The sequence below is a fragment of the Terrihabitans soli genome (assembly GCF_014191545.1).
In the GTDB taxonomy this organism is placed as follows: domain Bacteria; phylum Pseudomonadota; class Alphaproteobacteria; order Rhizobiales; family Methylopilaceae; genus Flaviflagellibacter; species Flaviflagellibacter soli.
Window position 1 is genome coordinate 2,499,038 of record NZ_AP023361.1, and the last position, 17,545, is coordinate 2,516,582.

20 protein-coding genes and 2 tRNA genes are annotated in these 17,545 nt (G+C 63.4%); 7 read left to right on the forward strand and 15 right to left on the reverse strand.

The genetic code is table 11. The annotated features are described in order from the left end of the window. Nucleotides 1-35: 35 nt before the first annotated feature. The 3 genes from IZ6_RS13065 (at nt 36) to IZ6_RS13075 (ending at nt 1,855) form a co-directional block, all read left to right on the forward strand. Complete coding sequence (locus tag IZ6_RS13065) at nt 36-923, forward strand: formate dehydrogenase accessory sulfurtransferase FdhD (RefSeq protein WP_222875483.1); 888 nt, start codon at nt 36-38, stop codon at nt 921-923. Between the two features lie 76 nt (nt 924-999). Further along, a complete protein-coding gene (locus IZ6_RS13070; protein ID WP_222875484.1) occupies nt 1,000-1,365 on the forward strand; it encodes an ArsR/SmtB family transcription factor in 366 nt (121 codons plus the stop codon). A gap of 10 nt (nt 1,366-1,375) precedes the next feature. Beyond that, a complete protein-coding gene (locus IZ6_RS13075) occupies nt 1,376-1,855 on the forward strand; it encodes an SRPBCC family protein (protein WP_225873906.1) in 480 nt (159 codons plus the stop codon). A gap of 30 nt (nt 1,856-1,885) precedes the next feature. On the opposite strand, the gene IZ6_RS13080 is transcribed toward IZ6_RS13075, so the two are convergent. The 3 genes from IZ6_RS13080 to IZ6_RS13090 are packed head-to-tail and all read right to left on the reverse strand — an operon-like array spanning nt 1,886 to nt 6,261. Next, a complete protein-coding gene (locus IZ6_RS13080) occupies nt 1,886-3,139 on the reverse strand; it encodes a molybdopterin molybdotransferase MoeA (protein WP_222875486.1) in 1,254 nt (417 codons plus the stop codon). After that, nucleotides 3,140-5,122: a molybdopterin biosynthesis protein gene (locus tag IZ6_RS13085; protein ID WP_225873907.1), complete on the reverse strand. Its 1,983-nt coding sequence runs from the start codon at nt 5,120-5,122 to the stop codon at nt 3,140-3,142. A 5-nt stretch (nt 5,123-5,127) separates the two neighbouring features. Continuing rightward, the gene (locus IZ6_RS13090; protein ID WP_222875488.1) at nt 5,128-6,261 is read right to left on the reverse strand and encodes a molybdopterin-binding protein; all 1,134 of its coding nucleotides are present in this window, start codon (nt 6,259-6,261) and stop codon (nt 5,128-5,130) included. A gap of 74 nt (nt 6,262-6,335) precedes the next feature. Between IZ6_RS13090 and IZ6_RS13095 the strand changes: the two genes are divergently transcribed. Then, entirely contained in the window at nt 6,336-6,560 is a 225-nt protein-coding gene (locus IZ6_RS13095; RefSeq protein WP_222875489.1) for a sulfurtransferase TusA family protein, read from the forward strand. An 82-nt stretch (nt 6,561-6,642) separates the two neighbouring features. Here IZ6_RS13095 and IZ6_RS13100 read toward each other — a convergent pair. From IZ6_RS13100 to IZ6_RS13135, 8 genes are all read right to left on the reverse strand, one after another. Beyond that, nucleotides 6,643-6,718: transfer RNA gene (locus IZ6_RS13100), tRNA-Phe, on the reverse strand. A gap of 73 nt (nt 6,719-6,791) precedes the next feature. After that, nucleotides 6,792-6,992 (reverse strand): DNA gyrase inhibitor YacG, encoded by a 201-nt coding sequence (locus IZ6_RS13105; protein ID WP_222875490.1) that lies wholly within the window; start codon nt 6,990-6,992, stop codon nt 6,792-6,794. Then, the gene (locus tag IZ6_RS13110) at nt 6,992-7,624 is read right to left on the reverse strand and encodes a Maf family nucleotide pyrophosphatase (protein WP_222875491.1); all 633 of its coding nucleotides are present in this window, start codon (nt 7,622-7,624) and stop codon (nt 6,992-6,994) included. Before IZ6_RS13110 ends, IZ6_RS13105 begins: the two co-directional genes overlap by 1 nt. Before the next feature lie 37 nt (nt 7,625-7,661). Then, nucleotides 7,662-7,880: a translation initiation factor IF-1 gene (infA, locus tag IZ6_RS13115; RefSeq protein WP_222875492.1), complete on the reverse strand. Its 219-nt coding sequence runs from the start codon at nt 7,878-7,880 to the stop codon at nt 7,662-7,664. A gap of 68 nt (nt 7,881-7,948) precedes the next feature. Then, nucleotides 7,949-8,431 carry a UPF0262 family protein gene (locus IZ6_RS13120; protein WP_222875493.1) on the reverse strand — a complete coding sequence of 161 codons (483 nt, stop codon included), beginning with the start codon at nt 8,429-8,431 and terminating at the stop codon, nt 7,949-7,951. Continuing rightward, the gene (gene hisD, locus IZ6_RS13125; protein WP_222875494.1) at nt 8,431-9,723 is read right to left on the reverse strand and encodes a histidinol dehydrogenase; all 1,293 of its coding nucleotides are present in this window, start codon (nt 9,721-9,723) and stop codon (nt 8,431-8,433) included. The genes IZ6_RS13120 and hisD overlap by 1 nt, the downstream gene beginning before the upstream one ends. A 2-nt stretch (nt 9,724-9,725) precedes the next feature. After that, nucleotides 9,726-10,187, reverse strand: coding sequence for a DUF2948 family protein (locus tag IZ6_RS13130; RefSeq protein ID WP_222875495.1), 462 nt, complete (start codon nt 10,185-10,187; stop codon nt 9,726-9,728). Between the two features lie 125 nt (nt 10,188-10,312). Next, nucleotides 10,313-11,674, reverse strand: coding sequence for a hypothetical protein (locus IZ6_RS13135; RefSeq protein WP_222875496.1), 1,362 nt, complete (start codon nt 11,672-11,674; stop codon nt 10,313-10,315). A gap of 204 nt (nt 11,675-11,878) precedes the next feature. Between IZ6_RS13135 and IZ6_RS13140 the strand changes: the two genes are divergently transcribed. Continuing rightward, on the forward strand, nt 11,879-13,027 hold the full coding sequence (locus IZ6_RS13140) for a helix-turn-helix transcriptional regulator (protein WP_222875497.1): 1,149 nt from the start codon (nt 11,879-11,881) through the stop codon (nt 13,025-13,027). Here the strand turns inward: IZ6_RS13140 and murA are convergent. Further along, the gene (murA, locus tag IZ6_RS13145) at nt 13,024-14,313 is read right to left on the reverse strand and encodes a UDP-N-acetylglucosamine 1-carboxyvinyltransferase (protein ID WP_222875498.1); all 1,290 of its coding nucleotides are present in this window, start codon (nt 14,311-14,313) and stop codon (nt 13,024-13,026) included. The two genes, IZ6_RS13140 and murA, sit on opposite strands and share 4 nt — an antisense overlap. A 101-nt stretch (nt 14,314-14,414) precedes the next feature. Next, the gene (locus IZ6_RS13150; protein WP_222875499.1) at nt 14,415-14,597 is read right to left on the reverse strand and encodes a hypothetical protein; all 183 of its coding nucleotides are present in this window, start codon (nt 14,595-14,597) and stop codon (nt 14,415-14,417) included. Nucleotides 14,598-14,704: 107 nt separating this feature from the next. On the opposite strand from IZ6_RS13150, the gene IZ6_RS13155 reads away from it, so the two are divergent. Further along, nucleotides 14,705-14,779: transfer RNA gene (locus IZ6_RS13155), tRNA-Thr, on the forward strand. A gap of 224 nt (nt 14,780-15,003) precedes the next feature. Continuing rightward, the gene (gene hemA, locus IZ6_RS13160; protein ID WP_225873908.1) at nt 15,004-16,233 is read left to right on the forward strand and encodes a 5-aminolevulinate synthase; all 1,230 of its coding nucleotides are present in this window, start codon (nt 15,004-15,006) and stop codon (nt 16,231-16,233) included. A gap of 9 nt (nt 16,234-16,242) precedes the next feature. Here hemA and mscL read toward each other — a convergent pair whose 3' ends face one another. After that, nucleotides 16,243-16,647, reverse strand: coding sequence for a large conductance mechanosensitive channel protein MscL (gene mscL / locus IZ6_RS13165; protein WP_222875501.1), 405 nt, complete (start codon nt 16,645-16,647; stop codon nt 16,243-16,245). 38 nt (nt 16,648-16,685) lie between these two features. Beyond that, nucleotides 16,686-17,408 (reverse strand): DUF2865 domain-containing protein, encoded by a 723-nt coding sequence (locus IZ6_RS13170; protein WP_222875502.1) that lies wholly within the window; start codon nt 17,406-17,408, stop codon nt 16,686-16,688. Between the last annotated feature and the right edge of the window lie 137 nt (nt 17,409-17,545).

The following is a 17,545-nucleotide window of genomic DNA, read 5'->3' on the forward strand; positions in this document are numbered from 1 at the left end:
GGCGCCAAAGGCCTGCCATACCTATCTGAGGCGAGATGAAGGACGACACAAAACTCGGCTCTTTTCTGGTTGCTCCGCAGCCCGACGATCCGCGCCTGACCGAAACGGTCACCGGTGTGGATGAGAATGGCGCGCCGGCGGAAATCTCCGTCGTCGTCGAGCGGCCGCTGACGCTTTATCTGAATGCGCAGGAGATCGTCACCATGATGACGATCGGCGATCATCCGGATCTTTTAGCGCTCGGCTATCTCCTCAATCAGAACATGCTGCTGCCGGAAGACGAGGTCACGGGCGTCGATTACGACGAGGATCTTTCCGTTGTCGTCGTGCGCACCGAGCGGAAAACGAATTACGAGGAAAAACTGAAGAAGCGCGTACTGACATCCGGCTGCGCGCAGGGAACGACCTTCGGCAGCCTGATGGAAGCGATCGAGACGGTCGAACTACCGAAGACGGAAGTTCGCACATCCTGGCTCTACCGGCTGCAGAACGCGATCAACACGACGCCCTCGATCTATCTGAAGGCCGGCGCCATTCATGGCTGTGTGCTGTGCGAGGAAGACCGGCCGCTCGTCTATATGGAAGATGTCGGCCGTCATAACGCCGTCGACAAGATCGCCGGCTGGATGTACCGCGAGAAGGTCGATCCGGGCACGAAGATCTTCTACACGACCGGCCGCCTCACCTCCGAAATGGTGATCAAAACCGTGCGCATGGGCATTCCGACTTTGATTTCGCGTTCGGGCTTTACGGCCTGGGGCGTCGATCTTGCTCGCAAAGCCGGGCTCACTTTGATCGGCCGCATGCGCGGGAAGCGCTTCGTTATCCTTGCCGGTAAAGACCGCGTGGTCTTCGATCAGAACCTGTCTTACGTCGAAGACGAGGCCGCCAAGAGCCGCCGCAAGGGCTCCGACGAAGATTAGGCCTTAAAGCCTCTGCCAACTCCGCGCCCAGCCTCCTCTTGCGTGCCGCAAATCTGCGCGCTATATACTGAACCGTATGGTTCAGTATACGACAACCCGCCTCGACGCCTCGTTCGCCGCGCTCTCGGACGCCACAAGACGCGGCGTCCTTGAGCAGCTCGGGCGTTCAGACGCCTCGATCACGGACCTTGCCGACAAGTTCCACATGACCCTCACGGGCATGAAGAAACATATCGGCGTCCTGGAACAGGCAGGGCTCGTCACCACAAAAAAGCTCGGGCGCGTGCGAACCTGCAAACTCGGTCCGCGCCAACTGGCCGAAGAAACAGCATGGATCGAGGCCTACCGGCAGCTCTGGGCTTCACGCTTCGACAAATTGGACGAGGTTGTCGAGGAACTGAAGCAGAAGAAAATGGCCGATGGGCCAAAGAACAGAAAGTGAGCCTGCGCCAATGAAGAATCTCACGACAGCAGAACGGAAGTCGGAGCGCGAGCTCGTCGTCACGCGAACCTTCAACGGCCCGGCGCATATCGTGTTCGAGGCATGGACCAGGCCCGATCTGTTCAAACGGTGGTGGGTCCCGAAGTCGTCTGGATTGACCCTGCTTTCCTGCGAGATGGATGTTCGTACCGGGGGCACATACCGGTTGGTATTCGACCACGCATCCCTAGAGCAGCCCATGGCGTTCTTCGGCCGGTACATCGAAGTGACACCGCCCTCCCGCCTCGTCTGGACGAATGACGAAGGCGGCGAAAATGGAGTCGTCACCACAGTGACCTTCGAGGAACGGGGTAGCGAAACCTTCGTCGTCCTCCACGACCTCTATCCCTCGAAGGACGCCCTCGACAAGGCTATCGCCTCCGAGAGCACAGGTGGATTTACCGAGCAGTTCGAGCAGCTGGACGAGCTTCTCGTCACCATGGGCGGGTGAAGCCGACCCCGGTCTTTATGGGTTCGCGGCCTAGAACATGTTCTCGTATGAGCGATAGGCGATGAGATCGCCCTCCGCGACCGCGGTGACCGGTTCGGGCAGCTCGACAAAACCTGTGGTTTCCGTCAGCGATGTAATGACGCCTGCACCTTCGCGCGGATGCTTGTGCGCGACAATGGATCCATCCGCCTCGCGCACGAGCGATACGCGCACGAACTCGCGGCGGCCGGTCTTTTTCTTATAGGCAAAGCCGCTCTTCACGGGCACGGCGGTCGACGGCGTCCAGCTCTCGCCGGACAGGCGCGCGACCAAGGCCCGCACGATGTTGACGAAGGTGACGAACACCGCAACGGGATTGCCGGGAAGCCCGACAAAGGGAACGCCATCGACAACCGCCATCGCGACCGGACGCCCCGGCTTGATGGCGAGGCGCCAGTGCACCAGCGTTCCGACCGTCTCGACGACGCGGCGGGTATAATCTTCTTCGCCGGTCGAAACGCCGCCGGATGAGATAATCAGATCGTGGCCTTTGGCGGCGGCAAGAATGGCTTTGCCGAGCGCATCCGGCTCATCGCGATACATACCGATATCGGTGACTTCGCATCCGGCGCGGCGCAACAGCGCCGCCATCATCACACGGTTGGAATCGTGCAGCATGCCCGGCTGAAGCGGACGGCCGGGCTCGACCAGTTCATCGCCGGTCGACAGAACCGCAACTTTCAGACGGCGGCGCACTTTCAGACCCGTGAGGCCAAGCGCAGAGGCAAGCGAGACATGCTGCGGCTGAAGCCGCAGCCCCGAAGCGAGCGCGGGTGCGCCGGTCGCGATGTCTTCGCCGGCAAGACGGCGATTGGCCCCCTTCTTCAATCCTGCGGGCAGAATGACGCGTCCGTCTTCCTCGCGCACATCTTCCTGCATGAAAACAGTGTCGGTGCCGTCCGGCATCATCGCGCCGGTAAAAATGCGCGCGCTTTCGCCTTTGCCGACCGCGTGCGGCGAACGATCGCCGGCGGCGATGCGCGTGACCACCGGAAGAATAGTTTCTCCGCCCGGATTGAGATCGGCATGACGCACCGCCCAGCCATCGACGGCGGAATTGTCGTAGCCCGGCAGAGCCAAGGGCGCGATAACGTCCTCCGCCAAAATCCGTCCGTCCGCATCGATCAGCGAGACGGTCTCGATGTCTGTGACCGGCACGACGCGCTCACCGATCAGTGCGAGGCCCGCCTCGATCGGCATGAGTTCGCCGCCGAACGCAAAGCAATCGTCGGAAAGCTGCGCCATTTATTCGCCCGCCAGAGCAAGATCGCCCGGCACAAAGCCGAGCGCGTGAAGCGCGGCACGAACCTCGCCGCTGCCGAGCACATTCAGAAAAGCCTGAACGGCGGGACGATCGCGGCGACTGTCCGCCAGGATGAAATCATAATGCTCGTCGCCCACGGCAAGGAAGCCGAGACCGTAAAGACGCGCGACATTCTCAATAGCCATGCCCCAATCCGCCCGCCCCTGCTGCACGGCGGCGGCCACGGCATTGTGCGATTTCGGCTGATTGGCATAGCCTGCCGGGCGCTGGCCGGACAGAATTCCATCGAGCAGAATACGCGTGCCCGAACCGGCATTGCGGTTGACGAGAATGATGTCTGGATCGCCCGCGACAGACGCAATCGCATCACGCGCCGCTTTGCCTTCGAAACGCGTATCGCCCTTGCGGAAGACGACGCCCTGGCGGCGCCGCCAGCCGGGAACCAGCGACAGGCCTTCGCTCAGAAACGGCGTGTTGTACAAGCCGGTCTTCGGATCGAGGAGGTGCACCGGAGCAAGATCGCATTCGCCGCGCTTCAGCGCTGCAAGGCCGCCCATACTGCCGATAGCAAGTGTGCGGACATGAACACCCTGACGCGCAAGGATCGAGACCACAGCATCGAGGCCGATATCGTGACTGCCGGCCAGAACGAGATCGGGAACATGCAGACCTTTGCCGATGAGGTGCACGCTTTGCGGCGTCCCAGCATCGGCGGCATCCGCCAGCGCATCGATCGAGAAAAAGCCGTCGGCCTGTGAGAACGCCGTCACCGAACCCGAACCGCGGCCGAGCGGAAAAGCGACGAGGCCCTCTTGCGTCTGGCCGAGCGAGACCATCACATATTCGGTGCGGCCGATCTCAGAAGCCGCGCGCACCGGCAGCACCGCATCGACGACATCCTCGCCGCGCGGCTGAAGGCCCGCGAGTGCGCGGATGAGAGGCGTCACGAAAGTGTGGAAGGTGAAGATGGCGGAGGTCGGGAAACCGGGCAGCACGATAACGGGTGTCTCGCGCGCCACGGCAAGACAGATCGGCTTTCCCGGCTTCAGCGCAACGCCGTGCACGATGATGCCCGGCTTGCCGAGTTTCGACAGGATGCGGTGCGAGACATCGCCCGCGCCTTTCGAGGTGCCGCCGGACAATACGACAAGATCGGTTTCGGCTATGGCTTTCTCGACGCGCGTGGCAAGCGCATCTTCATCGTCGCGAATAATGCCGAAGAGAACCGGCTCGCCGCCATTCTCGCGCACGGCGGCAGCGGTGATCGCTGAATTCGAATCGTAGATCGCACCGGGAGGCAGATCGCCGCCGGGCGGCACAAGCTCGTCGCCCGTCGAAATAATGCCGACGCGCGGACGGCGCACGACACTGACCGACGAAAGCCCGCAGGCGGCGAGAACGCCGATCTCGCGCGAGGTAATTTCGAGGCCCTGGCGCAGCGCGGTTTCGCCGCGCGCGATATCGGAGCCGGCAAAGGCGATGAAGCCGCCCGGTGAAGCCGGACGCTTGATATCGACGTAAGGTCCGCTGTCGTCTTCGCCAAACGCGGTGTTCTCGATCATCACCACGGCATCTGCCCCGCGCGGCACGACACCGCCGGTCGAAATCGCGGTTGCGCTTCCGCCGGCAACCGTCAGCGCAGGCGCGGTGCCGCAGGCGAGAACTTCCTTATTCAAGCGCAGGCGGACAGGCGAAGGCTCGCTCGCTCCCGCCGTATCGGCGGCGCGCACGGCAAAGCCGTCGACGGACGAGCGGTCGAAGGGTGGCAGATCGATCGGCGCGGTCAGATTTTCGGCAAGCACGCGGCCGAGCGCTGCCGCGAGTTCAACGGTCTCAGCGGCAAGCGGCTTATGGGGCACGGCGGCGCGAAACCGCTTTTCCGCCTCTTCGCGTGAGACGACGTCGAGGAACTGCTCCTGACGCGCCGCGCGGCGTACGGCCTCGATGATATCGCGATCCTTCATGGGCATTATCTAGGCTGGAACGGCCTCAGATGCACCACATCCCCGGCTGCAAAACCCTCAGAACCCGGCGGCACGGTAAACCAACCCACCGCCCGGCCCAGCGCCTCGAACCCCGCCTCGTCGAGAGGCAGTGGCCGGATCGCTTCTTTTTCGGGAAGCCCTAAGAAGAATTCGGTCAGGCCGATGGTCGAACTTGCTTTGGAGGCAAGACGCACGGGCGCGAGCCAGTCCGGCTGGGTCAGACCCGAAAGCCCGGTCACGATGGGCTTGGCGAGAGCCAGAACACCGGCGATGACGCCGTCCGCACGCCCGGGCAGAAGCAGAACCGGCACCGTGCCGACACGCCCGAAACTTGAGGTTTCGCCGGGGCGCAGAGCCACGCCCTGTAATTCGACCGTACCGGCATCTTTGAGCGCGGCAACGGCGCAGTCGCTACGCCCCTGCCCGGTGCCGCCGAGCGAAAGAATGAAATCGGCGCCCGGCTTGCGATAGGCGGCGGCGAGATCGTTGCGTGCGCCGGGCACGGAGATGGTCTCCGCAATCTCAGTGCCCGCAAGCTGCAACCACATCCGCACCATATCCGCATGGCGTGCCGCCGCAGCGCTCGCAAGAACGATGCGGATGCGCGGCATGCGCACATCGATCGTGCCAAAGCCGGACAGAGTGAGAATGCCGATATGACGCGGCGCGAGACGCGTGCCGGCGGGAATGAGAAGCGCACCGGACTTCACGTCCTGTCCGGTGTTGCGAACGCCGTGGCCGGGCGCAACGGACGCCGACGCTTCCGCCATTCCGGGCGCAGGGATCGTGACCGCATCGGGCGGCACGACGGAATCCACTCCCGACGGCATCGGATCGTCCGCGTCAACCCAAGTCGGCGGCGGCGCGATCACAGCCGCGCTATAGGCGCTGGCGCCGACGAGATCCTCGGCATTCACCGCCCAGCCGTCGGAATAAGCGACAGGCGATGCCGGCAGATCGGCAGGCGCGCGGATATCGCTTGCGAGCACCGCGCCGGTGGCGTCGGCGACCGCACGCGTCAGCGGCGGCGCAAGCGGCGTCTCCGCCGCAAGCCGCGCCAAAGCATCGTCGAGCGGAGTGAGGCGCTGGATTCGCGGATTGGGGGAAGAATGGTTCACGCGCAGGAAAGTGCGAATTGCGCTCTGTCAGGTCAAGGCTTGCAGGATCGGGCGGCCGGTGGCACCTCAGAAAGATGAGCGAGACCTCCCTAGATCTCACCGGCCTGATGTGCCCTCTGCCCGCCCTGAAAACGCGCAAGGCGCTCACCCGGCTGAGCGCCGGCGACCGGATGAATGTGATTTCCTCCGACCCGCTCTCGGCGATCGATATCCCGAATCTTTTGCGGGAAACCGGCGATGTCCTACTGGAGCAGACTGAACGGGACGGCCGGATCAGCTTCCTCATCGAGAAGCGCTAGCGGCTGCCAAAGCCCCGCATCCGGACGTGCGGCTCCAGCTCTACTTCAAGCAGAGCTGCTGCGTCTAAGCTATTGAGGGGAATGGTGCCCAGGGCCGGAATCGAACCAGCGACACGCGGATTTTCAATCCGCTGCTCTACCAACTGAGCTACCTGGGCATTGACCCGTCTGCGGCGGCGCCGCGTCGAGACGGGGGGTTATAGAAACCGGAAGGAGCCCTGTCCAGAGCGCCTAGTCTTCCCCTTCCGGCGGGGGCGCGGCATCCGGACGCTCATCGGTCGGGATGCGGTATTCGCCGCCGAGCCAACGGTTCAGATCGATGTCGGCGCATTTGGTGGAGCAGAAGGGAATATGGGCGGCGACAGCGGGCTTGCCGCAGATCGGACAGCGCGGCTTTGCGGCCTTGCCGGCATTGGAGACGTCTGCAGGCATTAGATTCCGTCGAGCGGGTTCAGCCAGCCGAGATGGATCGGAAGGCCCTCGCCCGCAAGCAGGCTGACCGTCTCGTACAGCGGCAGGCCGACGACCGCGGTATAGGAGCCGACAATGCGCACGACGAACGCGCCGGCGATGCCCTGAATCGCATAGCCGCCCGCTTTGCCGCGCCATTCATGCGAGGCGAGATAGGATTCGACTTCCGGCCGCGACAGATGCTTGAAGCGCACGCGCGCTTCGACCGTGCGGGTGCGCTGCTTGCCGGTCGGCGTGATCATCGAGACCGATGTAAATACGCGGTGCGAACGGCCCGACAGAAGCTCAAGGCATTCGGTCGCGTCTTCGATCGTGTCGGTCTTCGGCAGGATGCGGCGGCCGACCGCGACCACCGTGTCGGCGGCGAGGAAGAACGCGTCTTTCAGATTCTCGTCGCTCTCGGCGATGTGACGCGCCGTCTTTGCCTTCTCGACGGCAAGACGCTCGGCAAGCGCGTTCGGCCGCTCGAAGCGGACGGGCTCCTCATCAATCGTTGCCGGAATGAGCGCTTCGGGGCGGAGACCCACCTGCTCAAGCAGAGCCAGGCGCCGCGGCGAGGCGGAAGCCAGAACAAGCTTGGGACGGTCCGTCATATCCGTGCAGCTCTTTGGCCGGGACCCGGCGCGATGCTTATTTGAAGCGGTAGGTGATACGACCCTTGGTCAGGTCGTAGGGTGTCATCTCAACCAGGACCTTATCGCCGGCAAGGACACGGATACGATTCTTGCGCATGCGGCCTGCCGTGTGAGCGACGATTTCGTGCTCGTTCTCCAGCTTCACGCGGAACATCGCGTTGGGCAGGAGTTCGGTGACGGTGCCCGGAAACTCGAGCAGTTCTTCTTTCGACATTGAAACTCAAAGGTTGTTGAAGGCGCGGAAACTAGCCTCTGGCGGTGATTTTCACAACGCCCGAAGCGTCATAGCTCCCAATGAAGGGCGACAATCAGCGTAAACAGCCGCCTGGCCGTGGGAAAATCCATCTCGATCTTGCCCTCCAGCCGCTCCATCAGGAGCCTGGCGGCATCGTTATGCATGCCCCTGCGGCCCATATCTATGGCCTCGATCTGCGAGGGCGAGGCCGATTTGATGGCCGCATAGTGCCGGGCGCAGATTCTCCGGTATTCCGATAGAATCTGCCGGAACGGCCCGACCGCCAAAAGATGCGTGACGATAGGGCGATCGGCCTCGTCCCTGACGTCGAACACGAGCTTGTTCTGAATAAGCGCCAGAGTGAGCCGATAGGGTCCGGGATCGCCCTTGAGGGTGCCGAAGCGGTTTTCGGCCAGAAGATCGTAGATGGCGATCTCGCGCTCATGCTCGCCTTCGGCGCTGGAAGCCCCGAGCGAGCTTTCGTCGATGTGGACGGCGATCAGCCGCTCCGAGCTGTCGCCCTCGCCCATCAGCGCTCGAGCCTGATCGTGATCGACCGCGCATGCGCCTGAAGCCCTTCGGCCTCGGCGAGCTTGACCGCCGCCGGACCGATTTCGGCAAGGCTCTTCGGAGAGCATTTCAGGATCGAGGTGCGCTTGACGAAATCAAGAACGCCGAGCCCCGACGAGAAGCGCGCCGAGCGTGCCGTCGGCAGGACATGGTTCGAACCGCCGACATAATCGCCCACGGCTTCCGGCGTGTGGCTGCCGATGAAAATGGCGCCGGCATTGCGGACCTTGCCCGCGATCTCTTCGGCCTTGTCGGATTCGATTTCGAGATGCTCGGGCGCCAGGCGATCGACGAGCGGCACCGAAGCTTCGAGATCTTTCACCAGAATGATCGCACCGAAATTCGCCCAGCTTGCGGAGGCGATGTTTCCGCGCGGCAATGTTGCGAGCTGCAGCGTCACCGCGCTCGACACCTCGGCGGCAAATTCCGCGGAGTTGGTCACGAGAATGGATTGCGCCGCCTCATCGTGCTCGGCCTGCGCCAGAAGATCTGCGGCAACCCATTGCGGATTTGCGCTCTTGTCGGCGACGACGACGACTTCGGAGGGACCGGCGATCATATCGATGCCGACCGTGCCGAAGACCTGGCGCTTGGCGGCGGCGACATAGGCATTGCCGGGACCGACGATTTTCGCGACGGGCTTGATCGTCTCGGTACCGAAGGCAAGCGCGGCCACAGCCTGCGCACCGCCGACGCGGTAGATTTCGTCGACGCCGGAAATTTTGGCGGCCGCCAGCACCAGCGGATTGAGCTTGCCGTCCGGCGTCGGCACGACCATCACAAGCCGCGGCACGCCCGCAACCTTGGCCGGCACCGCATTCATCAAAACCGAAGAGGGGTAGGCCGCCGTGCCGCCGGGTACATACAGACCCACGGCCTCGACCGCCGTCCAGCGGTGGCCGAGTTCGACGCCCACACCATCGGTGTAGCGCTCGTCTTCAGGCTTCTGGCGCTTGTGGTGGCTCTCGATGCGCTCACGCGCGAGGTGAAGCGCTTCGAGCGTTGCCGGATCGCAGGCCTTCCAGGCCGCGGCGATCTCGGCTTCCGTCACGCGCAGTTTGGCGGGGGTGATGTCGAAGCGGTCGAATTTGCGCGTGTAGTCGCACAGCGCGACATCGCCCTTGGTGCGCACCTCGCGAATGATCGCGCGCACCGCATTATCGACGTCTTCGGAGACCTCGCGCTTTTGCGCGAGCAAGGCCGAAAAGCGCGCCTCGAAATCGGGCGCGCCGGCGTCCAGCAGAGCCGCCATATTCAGGCGTCCTCGGTTTCGGCTTCGGCTTCAGGATGGCTCGGGCAGCACGTGCAGTCCCAGGTGGGACCGAGATCCTTCAACGCCGCTTCCAGGCACTCGACCTCGAGCTTGATCGATGCGCCGCCTTCGAGAAGCAGGACGACCGAGCCGCCCGGCGCCTCCTCGCCCGGCTGGAAGGCCAGAGCGAGAAGATTGACCACTTTGTCTTTTTCTTCGAGCGGCACGCCCTTCGACGAAACCTTAACCACGTCATCGAAATGCACCGCAGCACGGCGGCGGCAATTCTTGTTTTCGAGCGTGCGGCGCTCCCAATCGAAGCGGTCGACAGCAAAGGCGAAGCGGCGCTCGCGCGGAAGGTAGATGAGATCGGCGACCTTCAGCTCGGCGTCCTGCAGGTGCACGGACAGGACCGAAAGGTCCTCGGCATCGCGGGCCAGAAGTCTCAAAGGGGCGTCGGACATGGGGGCTCGACCGGTTTGCGTGTGGAGCACCAGACTTAAGAAAGCCGGGTCCGGAACGCAATGGCGGCGCCCCGGTCCCCTGAGGAATAGGAGCCTATTTTCAGCCGGTTCGGGCCGCCTCGGGCTCAGAACGACTTGTGCACGCGGAGGCCGGCGCTCCAGTCGACGCCGCTGTCATTGTCGATATGGGTGCTTTCGTCCGACGGATTTTGGCGGATATCGATGATATCTCGGCCGCTCCAATCCACGCCGCCGGTCAGGCCGATATTCAGCCCTTCCTCGGGCAGCGTGTAGCCGAAGACGAGGCGCAGGCGCGTCGCGACGTCGATCGTCGAAAAATCGTCTTCGAGCGTCGAGGTCCCGGGGCCGCCGCAGCTGCCGCAGCTTTCTTCGGATTTCAGTTCCGAATACCGCGCAACGGCGAGCACATCGAGACCGCCGCCGACGTAAAAGCCGTTGCCGAAGCCGTGGATGCCGGACACCGAGGGACCGATGCCGAACTCATAGCTCTTCAGCGTCTGCTCAAGATCGGCATAGGCGACACCGGGGAAGGCAACGGATTCGACCTGGCCATCCTGCGTCAGCTCGGACCCGCGGACGCGCAGCACGATGCCGACATCCTTGCGCGAACGTCTCATCGCCGCATCGACCGGCGCGCCCCAGGAGCCGCCGCCGTCCCAATTGAATTCGCGCGCGATGCGGTAGGTGCCGCTGAATTCGTGGCGCTCCACATCGCTTGATGCGACGACACCGAGACCGGAGGCCCAACCGGCGCCGTTCGCAACATCCTGCGGGACATAGCCGGCGCTGGTGCCGCTCGCGACCTCGGCCGAGGAGTCCGAGCCGGTGAAAGAATAATCCAGCCCGAAGGATTGCCGCCAATCGCCGACGGCATAATCGTAACTCGCGCTCAGGCCGATACCTTCGGACCGCTCATCGCTTTTGGCGATGAACGGATCGCCGGCGGTCACGATGGTGCCGAAACCGGATTTGTCGCCCGTATAGACAGAGGTGAAGCTCGTCGCGGCGGAAATCTGGATGCAGGCCGGCGCCCGGATCGGCGCGGGTGCAGGCGCGGGTGTCGGGGCCGGCGCGGGCGTTGGCACCAGCGGAAGTGAAGGCGGCGGCGGTATGTAATAGAACGGCACCGGACCGGTCTCGCACACCCTGAGATATTCGAATCTGACGCTACCGGTGATGCACGGCCCCTGAGGCAGGAGCGCTTTTCCGCGAAGGGCCGCCGCAAGCACTTTCTCATCGCCCACACCTTTGCGCACGGCGATGAATTCTTCGAGGCGCGCCATGGCCCGACGCCAGGCAGGGCAGTTCTTATGCCTGTCAGCACTTTCAAGCTCGGCGAAGATCTCTCTCATCACCTCGGGGGCCTTGGGGCCGTCGAGATCGATGAAAATCTGCGCAGACGCCGGCTGAACCGGAACGGACGCGGCAAGCATCCCAATGAAAACAGCAGCAGCGAGTATGCGCATCGTCGATTCCCCCGAACCTTGGAACGCACGCTAGCGGGTATGGACGGGAGGCGGCGTCACCAGAATTGGTGATGACAGCCGGCCATTCGCAGCCGATAGTTGAAAAGGGAAATGGGGGTTGCCGTCCGGCCACAGTGCCGAGGCGGATGTTCGTGTTGCCTCCGTCCGGGCCTGCAAGGCCGCGATGCCCGTGTGGAGGCAGATATGCTGAAGCGGGATGAAGACAGCTTTTTGCGCGCGCTCGCCGCCGTCGAAGCCGCGGCGTTCGACGAGACAGGCTGGCCTAACGCGCTTGCCCTCATCAGCAATCTGTTCGGCTCGGCCGGCGCGACGATGGAAGCGGCAGACAAAAGCATCATGCAGCTGACCGATTTCTGGGGCCACGGCATCCCCGAAGGCAGCGATATCGCCTATTCGGAGCATTACATTTCGATCAGCCCGCGCGTCGTGCTCGGCTTCCGCAGCATCCAGGACGAGATCGGTTACGATTCACAGGTCATCGACGAACACGCGATGAACCGGGACCCGTTCTATTCCGACTTTCTCGGCAAATGCGACCTTCGCTATTTCATGTCCGGGACGATCATCCAGAACCCCACGGAATTTGCATGTATCGCCCTGCAGCGCTCGCCGCGGGAAGGCCACGTGCAGCAAAGCGAGATCGACATGATGGCGCGGCTCACTCCCCATGTAAGGCAGGCTTACGATGTGACGCGGCGCATGCGCGCCGCGACCGAAACCGCGCGGTCCCTCGAACGGGCGCTCGACTGGCTGAACGACGGCGCGCTGCTGATCGGCCCGGACGGAAAAGTGATCTACGCCAATGAAGCCGCGCGAGCCTTCGCGCGGCGCGGCGACGGATTTCGCGTTCACAAAGGTGCGGTCGAATTTCTGTCGCCGGAAGCACGCGCCCTTTTTGAGCCGGCTCTTGCCGAGATCGCCGGAACGCGCAAAGCGGGCGCACCTTCCGCACCGCCAGATTTCCCGCTGCCGCGCACAGGCGGCGCCCCGCCCTATATCTGCTCGGTCAGGCCGGTCGCAGCCTCCGAGCGGCGCTGGGACAGAACAGCGGCGATCGCCGTCGTATTCATCCGGGACCCTTTAAAGCAGGGCGACGAGCAAGCGGCGGCGATTGCGCGGCTGGCCTTCGGACTGACGGAAGCAGAGGCTCATCTTGCCACCGCCCTGCAGAGCGGCGTTGCGCTCGCCCAATATGCGCGCACCCGCAAGCTCAGCCTCAACACGGTGTACACACATCTGCGCCGCATCAAGGAAAAGACGGGCACACGCCGGATGGCCGACCTGACGTCGAAACTAGGCGCGCTGAAGCCGCCGCTGAAGGGCGAGGTCTAGCCGGAAATCCGCTCGATGCGGGCGCCGCAGCGGCCGAGCTTGTGTTCGAGCCGCTCGAAACCGCGATCCAGATGATAGATGCGGTTGATGATGGTTTCGCCTTCCGCCACGAGCCCGCCGATGACGAGCGACACCGAGGCGCGGAGATCGGTCGCCATGACCGGTGCGCCCTTCAGCCGGTCGACGCCGTCGACATAGGCGGTGTCGCCGTCCAGGCGCACCTTGGCGCCGAGCCGCGCCAGTTCCTGCACATGCATGAAGCGGTTTTCGAAGATCGTTTCACGGATTTTCGACGTGCCCTGCCCGCGCGTTGCCAGCGCCATGAACTGCGCCTGAAGATCGGTCGGAAATCCGGGGAAAGGTTCGGTTGTGACATCCACGGCCTGAATGCCATTGCCGTTGCGCGCAACGCGAATGCCGTGCGGCACGCTCTCAACCACCGCACCGGCCGAACGAAGCGTCTCCAGCGCCGAGTCGAGAAGATCGGCGCGGGTGTTCTGCAGGATGACATCGCCGCCGGCCATTGCGACAGCAATCGCGTAAGTGCCCGTCTCGATCCGGTCGGGGATCACCGCATGCGTGGCCCCATGCAATTTCGAGACTCCGGTGACCTTGATCGTCGACGTGCCGGCGCCCTCGATCTTCGCGCCCATTTTGATCAGAAGATCGGCGAGGTCCTTGACCTCGGGCTCGCGCGCCGCGTTCTCGATCAGCGTTTCGCCATCGGCGAGGCTCGCCGCCATCAGCGCAGTGTGCGTTGCACCGACGGAGACTTTCGGAAATTTGATGTGGCCGCCCTTCAGCCCGTGACGGGCCGTGGCGATGACATAGCCGGCATCGATCTCGATCTGCGCGCCGAGCACTTCGAGAACCTGCAGCAGAAAATCGACCGGCCGCGTGCCGATGGCGCAGCCGCCCGGCAAGGACACTTTCGCATGGCCCATGCGGGCGACGAGCGGGCCGACGACCCAGAAGCTCGCCCGCATGGTCGAGACGAGATCATAGGGCGCAGTGGTATCGACAATCGTCTTGGCGTTGATCGTCAGAGTCTCGCCATCGTCTTCGGTCTGGCCGTGGCGGCGCCCGCGGATCGAAATGTCGACGCCATGATTGGAGAGAATGCGCTTCAGCTGCGCGACGTCGGCCAGGCGCGGCACGTTCTCGAGAACGACCTCATCCTCGGTGAGCAGCGCCGCGATCATCAGCGGCAGAGCGGCGTTCTTGGCGCCGGAGATCGGGATCGAGCCCTCGAGGGGAGCGCCGCCGAGAATGCGAATACGGTCCATGCGGGGGAGATGCTCCGGTCGGAGAGACGGACATTAAAGTCGCGGGAGTTCCGGACTTAATCCAGGGGACGGACGGAAACAAGGCAAGGAGTAGGCCGCGGTTAACCCTCACCGCGTCCCTCATGTTCCTTTGCCGCGCCGGGCTTGGCGTCCTCCCGCCCCTCTTCGCGGCGCCCCTTCGCCTGCGCCTTGCGGCGCTTCAAATTCTCGCGGAGGGCCCCGGCCAGGCGCTCACGGCGTTCGGCCTCGGCCTTGAGGGTCTCAGGGGTACGTTTGGTGGGCATGATCCGACTCATAAGCAAAGCGGGAAGGCCCGCAAGCGCGGTTGCGCCTCAAACCCCTCTGTGGCAGTACTCGCGCCGCCTTGGCGCCCTTCGGCCCCTTCGCGTTTGCTGCCGTAGCTCAGTGGTAGAGCACTCCCTTGGTAAGGGAGAGGTCGAGAGTTCAATCCTCTCCGGCAGCACCAGTTCGCCGCCCCGCTTTGACCCTGATCAATGCGCCGCCCAGGCTTCCGTGGATAGTGACCTAAACACGCGTATTTGAACGAAATTTCCCCGATTGAGCCCCCATAAAGGGACCCTCGCGCAGCCCTCCAAAAAAACGCGGCGCAGTGTCGCTGCGTGGAAGTCGCAAAGCGACAATCGAGATGCTACAAGCTAGATTAATTCTATGGTCGAGCAATCCTCCCTGATGAAACCGGATTACGGCGCCTTTTTCAGCCAAGCCGTCGAGCGCCTGCACAGTGAGCGCCGCTATCGTGTCTTCGCCGATCTCGAGCGAATCACGGGCCGCTTCCCGGAAGCGGTCTGGCACTCCCCCGAGGGCGCCAAAGACATCGTGATCTGGTGCTCGAACGACTATCTGGGCATGGGCCACCACCCGGACGTCGTCAACGCCATGGCCTCGACCGCGCTGTCATCCGGCGCCGGCGCCGGCGGGACCCGCAATATTTCGGGCAATCACCATCCGATCGTCGTCCTCGAGCAGGAACTTGCGGACCTTCACGGCAAGGACGCCGCCCTCGTCTTCACCTCGGGTTTTGTGGCCAATGAGGCGGCGATCTCGGTCATCGCCTCGGTGATGCCGGACTGCCTGATCCTGTCGGACGAGCTGAACCACGCCTCGATGATCGCCGGCATCCGCCATTCCGGCTGCGAGAAAAAGATTTTCCGCCACAACGATCTCGCCCATCTCGAAGAGCTGCTGCGCGCGGCCGGCCGCGAGCGTCCCAAGCTCGTCGTGTTCGAGAGCATCTATTCCATGGACGGCGATGTCGCTCCGATCTCAGCGATCTGCGATCTCGCCGAACGCTACGGCGCCATGACCTATCTCGACGAAGTGCATGCCGTCGGCATGTATGGCGATCACGGCGCCGGCGTTGCCGAGCGCGAAGGCGTGATGGACCGCGTTGACGTCATCGAAGGCACGCTGGCCAAGGGCTTTGGCGTCGTCGGCGGCTATATCGCGGCATCCGCCACGATCATCGATACTGTGCGCTCCTATGCGCCGGGCTTCATCTTCACCTCGACGCTGCCGCCGGCCGTTGCCGCCGCGGCCTGCGCATCGGTACGCCACCTGAAGCACTCGTCCGCCGAACGCGAGGCGCAGCAGCGCCAGGCCAAAGCGACGAAGGCCGCTTTGCTGGCGCGCGGCCTGCCCGTGCTGACCGGCGAAACGCACATCGTGCCGGTTCTCGTCGGCGATCCGTCGCTGGCGAAAGCCGCTTCAGACCGGCTGCTCGAAAAACACCGCATCTATGTGCAGCCGATCAACTATCCGACGGTGCCGCGCGGCACCGAGCGTCTGCGCTTTACGCCGACGCCGTTCCATTCGGATGAGCTGATCGCAAAGCTCGCGGACGCGCTGGATGAAGTCTGGAGCGCGCTCCAGCTCACCCGCATTTCCATCGCCGCCGAATAATCTCCAGCGTTATTTCTTCGCCAGAAGATCGCGGATTTCCGTCAGCAGCACTTCCTGCTTCGGCGGCGCTGCGGGCGCTTCCTCTTCGGTCTTGCGCAGGCGGTTGATGCCGCGCACCGCGAGGAAGAGGATCCAGGCAATAATGATGAAGTTCAGCGCGACGGTCAGGAACGCGCCGTAGCCCACGGTCGCACCGGCCTTTTTTGCTTCGTCATAGGTCGCGGCAGGCGCACCGCCGAGCTGGAAGAAATAGTTCGAGAAATCGAGACCGCCGGTCACATAGCCGATGATCGGCATGATGACATCGGCCACCAGCGAATTGACGATACCGCTGAACGCCGCGCCGATGATCACGCCGACGGCGAGATCGACAACATTGCCCTTCAGCGCAAATTTCTTGAATTCCTCGAGCATGACACGCCTCTCCACGAAGTCCTGAGGCGAGCCTAGACCTAATTGCCCGCGACTTTAAGCTTGCGGAGATCGGCGGCGACTTTCTTTCGCTCGTCGAGCGCAGCGAAATCAGTCTCCTTAAAAGGTGGCTTGCCGCCGCCGACGAAAACCTTGAAGCCCGTTTTGGTTGCAACGACATCGCCATGGCGCAGCGTCGCGTCGTTGAGGATCGGCACGGTCATGAACGATTCGCGTGTCTGGCTCTTCGGACAGGCGCTTTCCGCCGCAGGCTGAGCCGTCGTGGCATCGAGCGAGGCGCGTCCCTCCTGCAGCGGCGCGCTCGATGCGAGCTCCACCGGAGCAAATCCCTGGCCGGGGACAAATTTTTCGAGGACGAGCTGCGCCGGTGCCCCGCCTGCGGCGGCCGAGCACATGGCTTCGGCCTCCTTCTGACGGCTTTTGGCCGGCATGAAGCCCATCACCATCTGGGCGCCGTCGCACTGACGCTTGCAGACGACGCGCTGCAGATTGCTCGTGACGGCCACCCTCTGCTGCGGCCGCTCCTCTTCGAACCCGAAAAACTCGCTGAAGAACCCGCCATCTCCGCGCATGGGTACGGATTCGGCCGGATAGTCAGTCCGGGGCGCCTCACGGGCCCGGTTCTGTTTCAACAGGAATTGCAGCGGGCTTTCGGCCCGGGGGCCGGTCAGATCAACCGTAAAGGCGGCCGCAGCCACGCCTAAAAAGCCAGCGATGGCGGCAAGATGGATAGGTTTTGGCATGAAACACTCGTTTGGGAGATTAACTTCCGATCTACCCAAAGGTTCAGTCGCACCATGCACGTAAAGGTTCAAAGGCGGGCAGCCCTAGTGGCCGCGCTCGCCCGCTGGTATCAATCAGTCAACCGAGTGTTGAGGAC